The 13,671-nt window shown below is 73.3% G+C and carries 13 protein-coding genes; 7 read left to right on the forward strand and 6 right to left on the reverse strand.

The window, feature by feature from the left end; genetic code table 11:
• The first annotated feature begins 9 nt into the window (after positions 1 to 9).
• The 3 genes from ABZU74_RS16845 to ABZU74_RS16855 are packed head-to-tail and all read left to right on the forward strand — an operon-like array spanning position 10 to position 1,621.
• Positions 10 to 495, forward strand: a complete 486-nt coding sequence (locus ABZU74_RS16845) for an NUDIX domain-containing protein (RefSeq protein WP_355424172.1) — start codon at positions 10 to 12, stop codon at positions 493 to 495.
• Positions 489 to 1,301, forward strand: a complete 813-nt coding sequence (locus tag ABZU74_RS16850; protein WP_355424175.1) for a ribonuclease HII — start codon at positions 489 to 491, stop codon at positions 1,299 to 1,301. The genes ABZU74_RS16845 and ABZU74_RS16850 overlap by 7 nt, the downstream gene beginning before the upstream one ends.
• Complete coding sequence (locus ABZU74_RS16855; RefSeq protein WP_007075222.1) at positions 1,298 to 1,621, forward strand: DUF2469 domain-containing protein; 324 nt, start codon at positions 1,298 to 1,300, stop codon at positions 1,619 to 1,621. The genes ABZU74_RS16850 and ABZU74_RS16855 overlap by 4 nt, the downstream gene beginning before the upstream one ends.
• A gap of 63 nt (positions 1,622 to 1,684) precedes the next feature.
• Here the strand turns inward: ABZU74_RS16855 and ABZU74_RS16860 are convergent, their stop codons facing one another.
• Entirely contained in the window at positions 1,685 to 2,812 is a 1,128-nt protein-coding gene (locus ABZU74_RS16860; RefSeq protein ID WP_355424178.1) for a sulfite oxidase, read from the reverse strand.
• 244 nt (positions 2,813 to 3,056) lie between these two features.
• On the opposite strand from ABZU74_RS16860, the gene ABZU74_RS16865 reads away from it, so the two are divergent.
• On the forward strand, positions 3,057 to 3,731 hold the full coding sequence (locus tag ABZU74_RS16865) for a M23 family metallopeptidase (protein WP_355424180.1): 675 nt from the start codon (positions 3,057 to 3,059) through the stop codon (positions 3,729 to 3,731).
• Here the strand turns inward: ABZU74_RS16865 and ABZU74_RS16870 are convergent.
• From ABZU74_RS16870 to ABZU74_RS16890, 5 genes are all read right to left on the reverse strand, one after another.
• Positions 3,652 to 4,833, reverse strand: coding sequence for an aminotransferase class V-fold PLP-dependent enzyme (locus ABZU74_RS16870; protein WP_355424183.1), 1,182 nt, complete (start codon positions 4,831 to 4,833; stop codon positions 3,652 to 3,654). The genes ABZU74_RS16865 and ABZU74_RS16870 overlap by 80 nt on opposite strands.
• A 190-nt stretch (positions 4,834 to 5,023) precedes the next feature.
• Entirely contained in the window at positions 5,024 to 6,166 is a 1,143-nt protein-coding gene (locus tag ABZU74_RS16875) for a tyrosine recombinase XerC (protein ID WP_355424186.1), read from the reverse strand.
• A gap of 392 nt (positions 6,167 to 6,558) precedes the next feature.
• Positions 6,559 to 7,773 carry a DNA-processing protein DprA gene (locus tag ABZU74_RS16880; protein ID WP_355424188.1) on the reverse strand — a complete coding sequence of 405 codons (1,215 nt, stop codon included), beginning with the start codon at positions 7,771 to 7,773 and terminating at the stop codon, positions 6,559 to 6,561.
• On the reverse strand, positions 7,770 to 9,290 hold the full coding sequence (locus tag ABZU74_RS16885; RefSeq protein WP_355424191.1) for a YifB family Mg chelatase-like AAA ATPase: 1,521 nt from the start codon (positions 9,288 to 9,290) through the stop codon (positions 7,770 to 7,772). Before ABZU74_RS16885 ends, ABZU74_RS16880 begins: the two co-directional genes overlap by 4 nt.
• A gap of 30 nt (positions 9,291 to 9,320) precedes the next feature.
• The gene (locus ABZU74_RS16890; protein ID WP_355424194.1) at positions 9,321 to 9,680 is read right to left on the reverse strand and encodes a YraN family protein; all 360 of its coding nucleotides are present in this window, start codon (positions 9,678 to 9,680) and stop codon (positions 9,321 to 9,323) included.
• Between the two features lie 337 nt (positions 9,681 to 10,017).
• On the opposite strand from ABZU74_RS16890, the gene ABZU74_RS16895 reads away from it, so the two are divergent.
• From ABZU74_RS16895 to tsf, 3 genes are all read left to right on the forward strand, one after another.
• Entirely contained in the window at positions 10,018 to 11,154 is a 1,137-nt protein-coding gene (locus ABZU74_RS16895; RefSeq protein ID WP_355424197.1) for a hypothetical protein, read from the forward strand.
• Positions 11,155 to 11,670: 516 nt separating this feature from the next.
• On the forward strand, positions 11,671 to 12,597 hold the full coding sequence (rpsB, locus tag ABZU74_RS16900; RefSeq protein WP_355424200.1) for a 30S ribosomal protein S2: 927 nt from the start codon (positions 11,671 to 11,673) through the stop codon (positions 12,595 to 12,597).
• A gap of 134 nt (positions 12,598 to 12,731) precedes the next feature.
• Positions 12,732 to 13,559, forward strand: a complete 828-nt coding sequence (gene tsf / locus ABZU74_RS16905) for a translation elongation factor Ts (protein ID WP_355424203.1) — start codon at positions 12,732 to 12,734, stop codon at positions 13,557 to 13,559.
• Positions 13,560 to 13,671: the final 112 nt, after the last annotated feature.

The raw sequence follows: 13,671 nt of genomic DNA on the forward strand, positions 1-13,671 counted from the left end.
GCTGGTGCGGTGACCGTCTACACCCCTCGACGCGCGGCCCGCGTGCTGCTCGTCGACGCGGCCGGCCGGGTCCTGCTGTTCGAGGGCTTCGACCCGGCCCGACCCGGGCACCGATACTGGTTCACTCCGGGCGGCGGGCTCGATCCGCTGGAGTCCCCGGCGGCGGGCGCCGCCCGGGAGTTGGCTGAGGAGACCGGCCTGCGGCTCGACCCGGCCGAGTTGGGCGAGCCGGTCTGGTCCGACGCGACCGAGTTCTCCTTCGACGGCATCTGGTACCGCCAGGAGCAGGATTTCTTCCTCTTCCGGGTGGAATCCTGGCAGGTGGACACCACGGGCTTCAACGACATCGAGCGGCGCAGCATCGCCGACCACCGCTGGTGGCTTCCCGACGAGTTGGCGGCCAGCGGCGACCGGTTCTACCCGCCGGAGCTGCCCGCCCTGCTGACCCGGCTGGGGCAGTCGACCACCGCCGGCCAGGGCGAGGCGTCGTGCTGACCCCACCGCGCACCGTGGTGCGCCGCGAGGCGGGCCTGTACGCCCTGGAGCGGGCGTTGCAGCGGCGTGGCTTCCGGCACGTCGCCGGCGCCGACGAGGCGGGCCGGGGAGCCTGCGCCGGTCCGCTGGTCGCCGCCGCTGCGGTGCTGCCCGAGGGGCGGCGCGGCGAGATCGAGGGGCTGGCCGACTCGAAGCTGCTCACCCCGGCCAGCCGGGAACGGGTGTACGCGGAGGTCGTGGACCGCGCGCTCGCGTACGCCGTGGTGGTCATCCCGGCCGACGAGGTCGACGCCCGGGGCCTGCACGTGTGCAACCTGGCCGCGATGCGCCGGGCGCTCGCCTCGCTCACCACCCGCCCGGAGTACGTGCTGACCGACGGCTTCGGCGTGGACGGCCTGGGCGTGCCCGGGCTGGCGGTGTGGAAGGGCGACCGGGTGGCCGCGTGTGTGGCGGCGGCCAGCGTGCTGGCCAAGGTCACCCGGGACCGGCTCATGGTGGAGCTGGACGGGGTGTACCCGGCGTACGGCTTTGCCGAGCACAAGGGCTACATCACCCCGGAGCACTCGGCGGCGCTGCGCGAGCACGGGCCATGCCGGGAGCACCGGTTCTCGTACGTCAATGTCGCTGCGGTCTCCGGCCGCGACGGCCGGCCGCCGCGCGCTCGACGGCCCGGCGGCCACGGCTCGGATGAGCCGATGGAGCGCTTATGGGCGTCAGGGGGTACCGTCGGCGTGGCGTTGGGCGAGCAGCCTCGGCCTCCGACGCCGGTGGGGGAAGATGTGGCCATGGAAGGCGGAGTGCGATGAGCGCGGAAGATCTCGAGAAGTACGAGACCGAGATGGAGCTGCAGCTCTACCGGGAGTACCGCGACATTGTCCGCCAATTCTCCTACGTGGTGGAGACGGAGCGCCGGTTCTACCTGGCCAACCAGGTCGACCTGCACGTGCGTAACTCCGACGGCGAGGTCTACTTCGAGGTCGAGATGCACGACGCCTGGGTGTGGGACATGTACCGTCCCGCCCGCTTCGTGAAGAACGTCCGGGTGATGACCTTCAAGGACGTCAACGTCGAGGAGCTGGAGAAGCCCGACATCTCGCTGCCCGCCGACTCCGGCTTCGGCGGCTGAGCGCACCCGAGCCGCCGGGCCCTGCCACGGGCTCCCCACGCGTGGCGTGACGCCCGCCGCCGATCACTCGGCCGGCACCACGACCTCGACCCGCTGCACCATGTTGTTGGCGAAGCCACCACGGTTCCACTGTTGTTCGACCGGCTGGGTCCGCCCGGACGCGTCGGTCGCCCGCGCGCCGAGCACGTACCGGCCCGGGGTGGCGACCCACTCGTACCGCCAGCGCCGCCAGGCGAAATCCCCCGCGTCCGTCGGGTCCAGCTCGGCCGGCGTCCAGCTCTCCCCACCGTCGGTGGTCACCTCCACGGCGACCACCGGCGCGTGCCCCGACCAGGCCCGACCATCCAGGGTGCACGGACCGGGCCGCAGCACCCGACGGCGGGACATGAAGTCGGGGAAGCCGGGCGGGCGGACCAACGCGCGTGGCTCGATCCGCGTCACCGGCACGCCCGGGTCGTCGGCGTCGCGGCGTACCCGGTAGGCCACCGCGTTCTGGTACCCCTCGAACGGCTCGGTCCGCAGCTCGATGGAGTGGACCCACTTCACGTGCGCCATGCCGTACCAGCCCGGCACGATCAGCCGCAGCGGCGCGCCGTGCTGCGGCAGCAGGGGAGCGCCGTTCATCTCGTACGTCAGCAGCACCTCCTCGCGCAGCGCGTCGGCTACCGGAAGCGCCCGCTGGTAGTCCTGCTCGATCCCGCGCTCCACGCCGTGATCGGCGCCGGTGAAGACCACGTCCACCGCGTCCGGGTCGATGCCCGCCTCCCGCAGCAGCGGAGCGAGGGGGGTGCCGGTCCACTCCGCGTTGCCGACCGCCTCGACCAGCCAGGGCTGGCTGACCGGCCGGGGGTGCAGCAGGGCCCGCCCGTTGCCGGCGCACTCCAGGGTCACCTGCTGGGTGATCCGGGGCCGCTCGCGCAGGTCGGCGAGGGTGACCGTCAGCGGACGGTCCACCGCCCCGCCGATGGTCAGCGTGTGGGTCGCCGGGTCGAGCTCCGGGATGTCGTAGTGGATCAGCAGGTAGTGCAGCCCGGCCGGGGTGACGTCGTAGCGCAGCGCCTCCAGCGGGATGCCGTGGTTGCGGGCCGCGAGTTGCAGCTCCTCGGCGCTGATCGTCTCGTCCGGCTCGGCGAGCCGGGACGGGCCGCTCACGTCGGCCACCGACGGCGGCCGGTCGTCGACAGTGGTCATGGAGGGCCTCCCCGGTCCAGACGGCGGCACCCGCCGCACGCGGCCCAGCCTAGGCCCTCCCCGGCGGCCCGAAAACGGCCCCGGAGGTGCGGCGGTGTGCGCGGTCGGCCGAGGACAGCGTCCCGCAGCCCCACGCATAACAGATCATCGAAGCCGTCGGGTGGTCGTCCACAGCACCTCCGGTTGTCCACAGCCCCCGTCGGCCGGCTGGCGGACGACACCACCGCGGCCGGAGGCTGCCGTCATGCAACCACCAACCGTCGGTTCGATCCGCCGCACGCTGCTGCTCTGCGCCGCGCTCCCGCTCGCACTGACCGTCCAGCTCTGCGGGCTGGCGGTGCTGGTCGCGGCGGTGCCCGGCGAACCACCGACGCCGACCGTGCCGGTCGCGGCCCTGTCCGTGCGGGTCGCCGACCCAGCGCCCGCGGGGCGGTTCCGCTGGCCGGTCGACGGACCGCCCCGTCCGGTGCGCCGGTTCGACCCGCCGCCCCGACCGTGGCTGCCCGGGCACCGCGGCGTCGACCTGGCCGCCCCTGCCGGAGCGGTGGTCCGCAGCGCCGGGCCGGGCACCGTGCTCTTCGCCGGCCCGGTGGCCGGTCGACAGGTGGTCACCGTGGGGCATGCCGACGGGCTGCGGACCACCCACGAGCCGGTCCAACCCGCCGTACGCCCCGGCCAGCCGGTCACCGCCGGGGCGCCGCTGGGCGAGCTGCTGCCCGGGCATCCGGGTTGCCCGGCCGAGGCTTGCCTGCACTGGGGCCTGCGCCGGGGCGAGGAGTACCTCGACCCGCTGGCCCTGCTCGGCCTCGGCCCGGTGCGTCTGCTCCCGACCGGTCCGCTCAGCGTTGGGCGAGCAGTGCCGGCAGCCGTGCGGCCAGCCGCTCGTACTCGTCGGCGACGTTGTAGACCTGGCCGGTGAGCCGCAGCCACCCCCGGCCGTTCCAGCTCATCACCGCCACCTCGGCGGCGAGCCGCTCACCGATCCGCGTCTGCAACGCCCGCGCGGCGTCGATCGTGGTGCCCGTGCCGGGCGGCAGCGGAATGAGGCGCAGAGCCACCCCCGGTCCGCCGGGGTAGGGCAGATCGGCAGGGCCTACCCCCAGAGCGTCCCCCACCACCCGCTGGCCGTACGCGGCAAGCGCGGCGTTGTGCGCCCGCACCCGGTCGACGCCGAGAGCACGCATCGTGAACATGCCCGCCGGGGCGGCCAGCCAGGGCGTGTAGTCGAGAGTCGCCTGCCACTCGACCCGGGCCGGGAAACCCGACTCCTGCTCCCAGGACACCACAAGTGGCTCAATCCGGTCCCGCCACTGCGGTGCCACCGCCAGCAGGGCGGTCCCGCGCGGGGCGTACGCCCACTTGTGCAGGTTGCCCACCCAGAAGTCCGCGCCGATGCTGGCCACCGGGGTGGCCAGCATGCCCGGGGCGTGCGCGGCGTCCACCAGGACCGGCACGCCGTGTTCGTGGGCCACCCCGACGATGGCGGCGGTCGGGAAGAGCTTGGCGGTGGCCGACGTCAGCTGGTCGACGACGAGCAGCCGGGTCCGTCCCGGGCGCAGGCCGGCGCGGATGCTCTGCACGATCTGCTCGTCGGTGGCGGCCAGCGGGATCGGCAGGACCCGGCTGACCGCGCCGGTGCGGCGACACTCGCGCTGGATCGCCAGGCTCACCGCCCCGTACCCGTGGTCGGTGCTCAGCACCTCGTCGCCGGCCTGAAGCCCCACCGACTGGAGCACCACGGCGACGCCGGTGGTCGTGTTGCCCACCAGGGCGCTGCCGTCCGGGTCGGCGCCCAGGAACCCGGCGAGGTGCCGGCGGGTGTGCGCGATCCGGTCGACCAGCCCCTGAGTGAAGAAGCGCAGCGGGTTCGCCTCCATCTCGTCGCGCAGCCGCTGCTGGGCGCGCTGCACGCCGATCGGCACCGCGCCGAACGAGCCATGGTTGAGGTGGCTGACCGCCGGGTCCAGGGAGAAGAGCAGGCGGGCGCCCGGGATCGGCTCAGGGGGCTGCGGGACGCTCACTTGATGATCGTAACCGCCGCCAGTGCGCGCCATCCGGCCCTTGATCAGGCGTGGGTGCATGCGCCCTCCGGTCCTTGCTCAGGCGTGGGTGCGTGCGCCATCCGGCCGTTGCTCAAGTGCGCGCGAGTGTGCGTGCGCCGTCCGGTCCTTGCTCTCAAGTGCGCGCACGTGTGCGCCATCCGGCCGTTGCTCAGGCGCGCGGGTGTGCCTGCCGGTACGCGGCGCGCAGCCGCTCGACCGAGACGTGGGTGTAGATCTGGGTGCTCGCCAACGACGAGTGACCCAGAAGCTCCTGCACGGCGCGCAGGTCGGCGCCGCCCTCCAGAAGGTGAGTGGCCGCGGAGTGGCGTAGACCGTGCGGGCTGGTTCGTGGCAGTCCGGCGGCCTCGGCGTACGCACCGACGATCTGACGCGCGGTCGTCGGGTTGAGCCGACCACCCCGGGCACCCAGGAGCAGCGCGTCACCGGAGCGGGCGGCCACCATCGCCGGGCGGCCCCGGCGCAGCCAGTCGTCCAACGCCCGCTGGGCGGGCACCCCGTACGGCACCGAGCGTTCCCGCCCGCCCTTGCCGAACACCCGGATCACCCGCCGGCCGTGGTCGACATCCCCCACGTCCAACCCGCACGCCTCGCTGACCCGTACGCCGGTGGCGTAGAGCAGCTCCAGCAGCACCCGGTCCCGCAGCGGCACCGCCTCGGCCCCTTCGGCTGCGCCCTGCGCCGACCCGGCCGCTGCGTCCGTTTGCTGTGTGGCGGCACGCGCCTGGTTCGCGCGGGCTGCGTCCGTGCGTGCCTGGTCCGTGCGAGCTGCGTCCGTGCGCGCCTGGTTTGTGCGCGCCTGGTTCGTGCGGGCTGCGTCCGCGGGTGCCTGGTCCGTGGGTGGCGGGTTGGTGGGCGGTGCCTGCCGGGACGGTGCCTCGACCAGGGCGGCGGCCTGGTCGGCGCGCAGCACGCTGGGCAGTTCCCGGTGCGCGCGAGGGCTGGCCAGTGCGGCGCCAACGTCGGCGGGGAGCAGCCCGGCCCGGTGTGCCCAGGCGCTGAACGCCCGCGCCGACGCGGCCCGCCTGGCCAGCGACGTGCGGGCCGCACCCGTGGTGCGCTGTCGTGCAAGCCAGCTGCGCAGCACCGACAGGTCCAGCTCGGAGAGGTCGACGCAGCCCATCCGGACGGCGTGGTCGAGCAGCGAGACGAGATCGGTGACGTACGCGCGGACGGTGTGCGCCGACCGGTTACGAACCCGGGACAGGTGCTCGGCGAAGTCGTCGACCGCGTCGCGCAGCGCTGGCGGCAGTGCCTGGTGCATGGCCCGGGTGCCCCGGTCTGGCCGGCTCATCGTGGCCACGCCAACGTGCCGGCCGGCCCAACGGCCCAGGCACCTTTACTCTCGGCTGGCACGGCACCAGCCTACGGCCGGTCCGGGTACGCCACCGGACACGACGGCACCGATCTCCGCCCCGACTATCGGCGGTTGCTCCTCTTGACCAGGAACACGACCAGGCCGACAACGAGCACGGCGGTCACGACCAGACAGCAGAGCACGCTGATGTGCCACGGCTTGATTGCACCCATGACCGGGCACGGTACCGGCAGTACCGGCTGGCCGGGACCCCGAGCGTGAGGGGATTCGGGCCGCCGGACGGCCAGCCGGTCTGCTGGTCGGCAGCCCGGCGGGGCCTGGCATGACCGGCTCCGCCCTCCCCGTCCGGGCGGCGGTGACGTGTCCGCTCAGGTATTAGCCCGACCGGATTTCTCCGCCGCCGCACGCTTCGGTTTGGCGGGCGGGGCGAGGGCATAGCCGTCCTCACGACGAACCACCATGGACAGCTCCTCCAGCAGCGACAGCTTGCGCAGCGCGGTCCGTACGTCCACACCGGCGCGCGAGGAGAGCCGGTCCACTCCCATCGCGCCCCGGCGTGGCAGCGCCTCCAGCAGCGACCGTGCGTCGTCGTCCAACGCGTCGGTGGCCCGCTGTGGTCCACGCGCCAGCGGGGCCAGGTCCGCGCCGATCCGGCCTACCTCCTCCAGCACATGGGCCACCCCGGTGACCAGCCGGGCCTTGGAGTGCTCGCGCAGGAACTCGTGCGCGCCGACGGACATCGCCGAGGTCACCGGCCCCGGAACCACCATGGCCACCCGATTGGCGTAAATGGCTCGCCGCGCGGTCTGCGTCGCGCCACTGCGCGCCGACGCCTCCACCAGGACGGTGCCCCGGGTGCCTACGGCGATCACCCGGTTGCGGATCAGGAATCGGGGCCGCAGCGGCTCGGCACCGGGCGGCCACTCGCTGACCAGCAGCCCCGTCTCGGCGATCCGGTCGAAGAGCGCGGCGTTGCCCATCGGGTACGGGCGGTCGAGCCCGCAGGCGAGCACCGCCACGGTCAGACCGCCCGCGGTGAGGGCGCCCCGGTGAGCGGCAGCGTCGATGCCGAACGCGCCACCGGACACGACAGTCCAGTCCCGCTCGGCCAAGCCGTACCCCAGCTCGGTCGCGACGTGCTGCCCGTAGCCGGTGGCCGCCCGCGCCCCCACCACGGCCACCGAGCGATCCAAAGCTTCGCCGAGCGGCCAGCTTCCGCGTACCCAGAAGCAGAGCGGCGGGGCGGTCTCAGCGTCCACCCGGCGGCTGACGTCCGGCAGACGCAACGTGGCCAGGCCGGCAACCTGGGCCGGCCACTCCTCGTCCTCCGGCGTGACCAGCCGGGCGCCCAGTCGTTCCGCCCGCTCCAGGGCCTCCGCCGCAACCGCCCGCGCGTCGCCGGCCGCCGAACGTGCGGCGACAGTGGTGTGCAGCCAGCCGTCCGGGCTGCCGCCGTCGAGCAGCAGATCCAGGGTCGCCACCGGGCCGTGCCGTTCGACCAGGTGATGCACCGCGCGGGTGCCCGGTTCCGCCAGCCAGGTCAGGGCGACCCGGGCCAGCCTGCGTTCCTCCTCGGCGCTCACGTCGCCTCCCCCGTCCGTAGTTGAAGTGCTTCCCGGACGTCGCCCTGGTCCGGCCGGTCGCGACCGTCCAGGTCAGCGATGGTCCAGGCCATCCGGATCACCCGGTCGAAGCCGCGCGCCGACAGTGAGCCGGAGTCGAGCCGGCCACGCAGCTCGACGGTGACCCGGCCCGGTAGTCGCCACGGCGGTCGGCGTAGGTGTGGGCCTTCCACCTCGGCGTTGAGCCGCCGGCCGAGGTCGGCCCAGCGGGCGGCCGCCGCCTGCCGGGCCGCCGCCACCCGGGCGGCGACCGTCGCAGAGGGCTCGACGTCGCCGTCGGTCGCCATCAGCTCGGCCGCCCGTACCGGCATGAGCCGTACCTGGACGTCGATCCGGTCGAGCAGCGGCCCGGAGAGTTTCCCCAGGTAGCGGCGGCGGACCAGCGGTGAACACTCGCAGTGCGCGTCGCCGGCCGGTTTGGCGCACGGACACGGGTTGGCCGCCAGCACCAACTGGGTGCGGGCCGGATACACGGTGCCGCCCCCGCTGCGGCTCAGCTGGATGCGGCCATGCTCCAGCGGCTGGCGCAGCGCCTCCAGCGCACCCTTGCTGAATTCGGGAGCTTCATCCAGGAAGAGCACCCCGCGATGCGCCAGCGACACCGCGCCGGGTCGGGCCAGCCCCGAGCCGCCACCGACCAGCGACGGCACGGTCGCGGTGTGGTGCGGCGCCTGGAACGGCGGGCGACGCAGCAACCGACCGCCCGGCGGCAGCAGCCCGGCGACCGAGTGCAGCGCGGTGACCTCCAGCGCCGCCTCGTCGTCCAGCTCCGGCAGGATCGACGGTAGCCGTTGGGCGAGCATCGTCTTGCCGGCGCCCGGTGGGCCGAGCAGCGCCACGTGGTGCCCGCCGGCCGCGGCGACCTCCAGGGCGCGCCGACCCAGTTGCTGCCCGGCGACGTCGGCGAGATCCGGCCCACCGGTCAGCGGGGCCGGGATGTCCGCCGGTGGTTCGATCAGCGGGGTCCCGTCCCGAACGAAGGTGACGAGCCGGTGCAGGGTGTCCACCGCTCGCACCCGTACTCCCGGGATCACAGCGGCCTCGGCGGCGTTGCCGACCGGGACGATCACCCGCGCGACGCCGGCCTGGGCCGCGGCGGCGACCATGGGGAGTACGCCGCGCACCGGCCGGACCGTCCCGTCGAGCCCCAGCTCGCCGAGGACCACCACCCCCTCCAGGGGAAGCAGCGGCAGCTCACCCGAACCGCCCAGCAGCGCTGCGGCGATGGCCAGGTCGAAGGCCGAGCCGAATTTCGGCAGCGTGGCGGGCAGCAGGTTGAGGGTGATCCGCCGGTTGGGCCAGCGCTGGCCCGAGTTGACCACGGCGGCGCGGACCCGGTCGCGGGCCTCGTGCAGGGCGGTGTCCGGCAGACCGGAGATCACCACCGCCGGCAGGCCGGCGGCCAGGTCGGCCTCCACCTCGACCAGGTGGCCGGTCACCCCGACCAGCCCCACACAGAGCACCTTCGCGTAGCTCACCGCGCGTCACTGATCCTTCGGCCACGCATGTCAGAACGCGCCCTTGAGGTGGTCGACCTGCGCCGGGCCGGCGTCGGGCAGCCGCACCGACAGCACGTCGAAACGCACCTCCTCGGCGGTCGTACCGGTCTCGGTCAGCCACCGCGCGGCCAGCCCTCGCAGTCGGCGGGCCTTGGCCGGCACCACCGCCTCTGCCGGGGTGCCGAAACTCTCACCCCGGCGGGTCTTCACCTCGCAGAAGGCGAGCACCGGCCCGTCCCACGCGATGATGTCGATCTCCCCGGCCGGGCAGCGCCAGTTCCGGGCGATCGGGCGCAGCCCCGCCTCGGTCAGGTGCCGGGCCGCGCACCGCTCGCCGTACGCGCCAACCGCCTGGTTCCGCTTCGTCATGGCCGGCACGCTGCCCGCCGGAGGGCGATCGCCGCGACCCGGTGAGAGCCCACCTGTGGACAACGGTGTCGCTGTGGACAGTCGGACGATCATGCCCACGGTGTGCTAGCGGCATTGGACCTCGGACCGCTGCCGGCCGCACCCCATCCGTGCACGACCATGATCAGGTGATCAGAAGTAGGTGTCAGGACCGCCGCCGACCTACTTTTCATCACCTGATCACGGTGCGGGCCCGCGTCAGCGTCACCTGGGCGCGACTCGTGCCTCGTGCCGCCTGGGGATCGGTGGCGCGTGGCCGGCCGGGCTGAAATGGCGCGGGCGTGGCCGGTCGCATACGGTGCCTGACGTGGACGGACGACGGAGTTTTCCGGAAGATCAGGAGTCGCGCTGGTACCCCGACGAGCGGGGTCGCGGTTACGGCGAGTCGGAGTGGCGCGGCGCGGGCGAATCGCGGTACCGGGACGGCGAGGTCCCCGAGCAGCGTGACGCGGAAGACGGCCGCTCCGTCGAGGACACCGGCGTCGGCCGTCGCCGCGAGCCGGACCCGGGTCGCTTCGGCGCGGTGGACGCGGGCCGGTTCGGTACGCCGGAGTCGGACTCGGGTCGCCTGGGCGCGGTGGACGCGGGCCGCTTTGGTACGCCGGAGCCGGACTCGGGTCGCCTGAGCGCTTTGGACGCGGGCCGCTTCGGCGGTACTCCCGAGTCGGACTCTGGTCGCTTCGGTGCCGTGGACGATCAGACCGGTCGGTTCGGGGCGAGTGAGGCGGATTCGGGGCGTTTTGGCGCGGTGGACCCGCTGGGTGCCGCACGGCCGGAGGCGGACGGTTACCGGGCCACCCGGTCGCGGCGGGCCGACCGGGACCCCTCGGAGACCTCCGGTGAGCTGCCCGGACGCAGAGCCGCCCGCGAGACGACCTCGGCGGGGTCCCCGCTGACCGGCGCCGCGCCGGAGGCCGCCCGCGACACCACGTCGGCGGCTGTCGCGCCGGCCGGCGTTCCCGCTGACCAGGCTCGTCCGGCTCCGCTCGCCGGGTACCCGATCATCGAGCCGACCCGGGGCGGCGGCGACACACCGCATCCGCTGGAGATGCCGACCGGCCCGATGCCGGGGATTGGTCCTCGACCTGATTTGCCCGCAGCCGAGCCGCCGGTGTACCCGCCGACCGCCGACGGCGTCTATCGGACCCGTCGACCAGTGCTGGCCGTACTCTTCACTCTGCTGGTGTTGATCTTCGAGGTGCCCGCGCTTCGGGTGTTGTTGGCGGGCGTGACCGGCGACCCGGTGGACGCCGGGAACGTGGTGGTGGGCATCGCCCTGGTCGCCGGACTGCCGATCTTCGCGATCGGGCTGTACGGGCTACGAACCGGAGGTCTGGCGCTGGCCGACAATGGCCGGGGCTGGCTGCGCCCACCGACGGCCTACCTGACCGTCGGCCTGGTGCTCTTCGTGGCCGCCGCGCTCGCCGCCGGCTGACCCAGCCTGACCCGCGATCGCCCGCCGCCGGCCGGCGAGCGCCGATGCCGTGCTGATGATTCGGACAACAACCAGGAAATAGTGGCCTCCGGCGCCGCGGAGGCCACTATTTCCATGAAGTTGCGCGATCTTCGCGGCAACTCGCGCGATCGAGCCGGGAGCGGCGGAGCGGGGGGCGGCGGAGCGGGAGCGGGGAAGCGGCGGGGCGGCGGAGCGGGGCGGGGGAGCGGCGGGGCGGGGGAGCGGCGGGAGCGGCCGAGCGGGGGAGCGGGGGAGCGGGGGGAGCAGCACGCCACGCGCACCCCGGGGCGGCTGAACGGCTGAGGGGCGTACACTGGCCAACTGGCGACCGCCTCGTGCGGTCGACCTCGCGCGCCCTCTTCACGAATCGTCGTGGAGCGACGGCCTCCCTGGTCCCGATCTTGATCGGGTCCACCATGGGTCGGCGACCAGGCGCCAGGACGCCCGGCCACCGGCCGGGCGTGACAACCAGGGACCTTGAGGAGTACCCCAACCATGGCCGTCGTGACCATGCGTCAGCTGCTGGAGAGCGGTGTCCACTTCGGGCACCAGACCCGGCGCTGGAACCCGAAGATGAAGCGCTTCATCATGACTGAGCGCAACGGCATCTACATCATCGACCTGCGCCAGACCCTCGAGTACATCGAGAAGGCGTACGAGTTCGTGCGTGGGACCGTCGCCGAGGGTGGCAGCATCCTGTTCGTCGGCACCAAGAAGCAGGCCCAGGAGGCGATCGCCGAGCAGGCGACCCGGGTCGGCCAGCCGTACGTCAACCACCGCTGGCTCGGTGGCATGCTGACCAACTTCCAGACCGTGTACAAGCGGCTCCAGCGGATGAAGGAGCTGGAGGGCCTGGGTGACCTCAGCGGCACCGCCGCCGGTTACACCAAGAAGGAGACCCTGCAGCTCTCCCGCGAGAAGATCAAGCTGACCCGCACCCTCGGTGGCCTGCGGGACATGCAGAAGCTTCCCGCCGCGGTCTGGATCGTCGACACCAAGAAGGAGCACATCGCCGTCGACGAGGCCCGCAAGCTGGGCATCCCGGTGATCGCGGTGCTGGACACCAACTGTGACCCGGACGAGGTCGACTTCCCGATCCCGGGTAACGACGACGCGATCCGGTCGGCCGAGCTGCTGACCAAGGTCGTCGCCGCCGCCGTCGCGGACGGTCTGATCGCGCGTTCCGGCCGTCGCCGGGGCAACGACGAGAAGCCCGAGGGTGTCGCGAGCGACGAGCCGCTGACCGAGTGGGAGCGCGAGCTGCTCGAGCCGAAGAAGGCCGACGAGTCGGCCGCCCCGGCCGAGCAGCCCGCCGCTGCCGCCGCCGAGCAGCCCGCCGCTGCCGCCGCCGAGCAGCCCGCCACCCCGGAGCAGCCGGCGCAGGCCGCCACCGAGCAGCCGGCGGCAGCCACCGCGGAGTGATCGCAGCGTCGCTGCCCCGCCGTCCGTTTTCGCGAACGGCGGGCAGCGACGGTACGCCGGGCACGATCCGCCCGGATCCGGGTAACCGGCACCTCTGACCATCCACACGCCGTCTCAACACCGAAGAGAGAGCCATGTCCCAAATCACCGCCGCGGACGTCAAGAAGCTCCGCGACCTCACCGGCGCCGGCATGATGGACAGCAAGAAGGCGCTGACCGAGGCCGAGGGCGACTTCGACAAGGCCATCGAGATCCTGCGCGTCAAGGGCGCCAAGGACGTCGGCAAGCGGGCCGGCCGTACGGCCGCGAACGGCCTGGTCGCCCACTCCGGCAAGGCGCTGCTCGAGCTCAACTGCGAGACCGACTTCGTCGCCAAGACCGAGTCGTTCATCGCGCTGGCCCAGCAGCTGGTCGAGCACGGTGAGCGTTCCGGCGTGAACTCCGCCGAGGAGCTGCTCGCCACCGAGCTCGACGGCAAGGTCATCGCGGATCTGATCCAGGAGCAGTCCGCCAAGATCGGCGAGAAGCTGGTGCTCAACCGGTTCGCCCGGGTCGAGGGCACCACCGCTGTCTACCTGCACCGCAAGGCCCAGGACCTGCCGCCGTCCGTCGGCGTGCTGGTGTCGTACACCGGCAAGACCGACGAGGCCGGCGACGCTGACGCCCGCGGTGTGGCCATGCAGATCGCCGCGATGCGGCCGAAGTATCTCACCCGGGACGAGGTTCCGGCTGAGGTCGTCGAGTCCGAGCGGCGCATCGCCGAGCAGACCGCCCGCGAGGAGAACAAGCCCGAGGCGGCCCTGCCGAAGATCATCGAGGGTCGGGTGAACTCCTTCTTCAAGGACTTCGTCCTGATCGAGCAGGCGTCGGTGGCCGACAACAAGAAGTCGGTGAAGCAGCTGCTGGCCGAGGCCGGCATCGAGGTCACCCGCTTCGTGCGGTTCGAGGTCGGCCAGGCCTGAGCCGCCACCGGGCGCCGCGCGCGCCCGTGGGCAGAAGACGTCAACGAGGAGGCCGCCGGTGTACGTGACAGGCACCGCGGCCTCCTCGTCACATAGGGTCGGCAGCGGCAGG

Source organism: Micromonospora sp. NPDC005171, from assembly GCF_040608575.1.
Lineage (GTDB): Bacteria > Actinomycetota > Actinomycetes > Mycobacteriales > Micromonosporaceae > Micromonospora.

What these genes read in the sequence shown, in the direction of transcription:
- ABZU74_RS16855 (WP_007075222.1), top strand. Translation starts at nt 1,298, where the DNA reads ATGAGCGCGGAAGATCTCGAGAAGTACGAGACCGAGATGGAGCTGCAG.
- ABZU74_RS16860 (WP_355424178.1), bottom strand. Translation starts at nt 2,812, where the DNA reads ATGACCACTGTCGACGACCGGCCGCCGTCGGTGGCCGACGTGAGCGGC.
- ABZU74_RS16865 (WP_355424180.1), top strand. Translation starts at nt 3,057, where the DNA reads ATGCAACCACCAACCGTCGGTTCGATCCGCCGCACGCTGCTGCTCTGC.
- ABZU74_RS16875 (WP_355424186.1), bottom strand. Translation starts at nt 6,166, where the DNA reads ATGAGCCGGCCAGACCGGGGCACCCGGGCCATGCACCAGGCACTGCCG.
- ABZU74_RS16890 (WP_355424194.1), bottom strand. Translation starts at nt 9,680, where the DNA reads ATGACGAAGCGGAACCAGGCGGTTGGCGCGTACGGCGAGCGGTGCGCG.
- rpsB (WP_355424200.1), top strand. Translation starts at nt 11,671, where the DNA reads ATGGCCGTCGTGACCATGCGTCAGCTGCTGGAGAGCGGTGTCCACTTC.
- tsf (WP_355424203.1), top strand. Translation starts at nt 12,732, where the DNA reads ATGTCCCAAATCACCGCCGCGGACGTCAAGAAGCTCCGCGACCTCACC.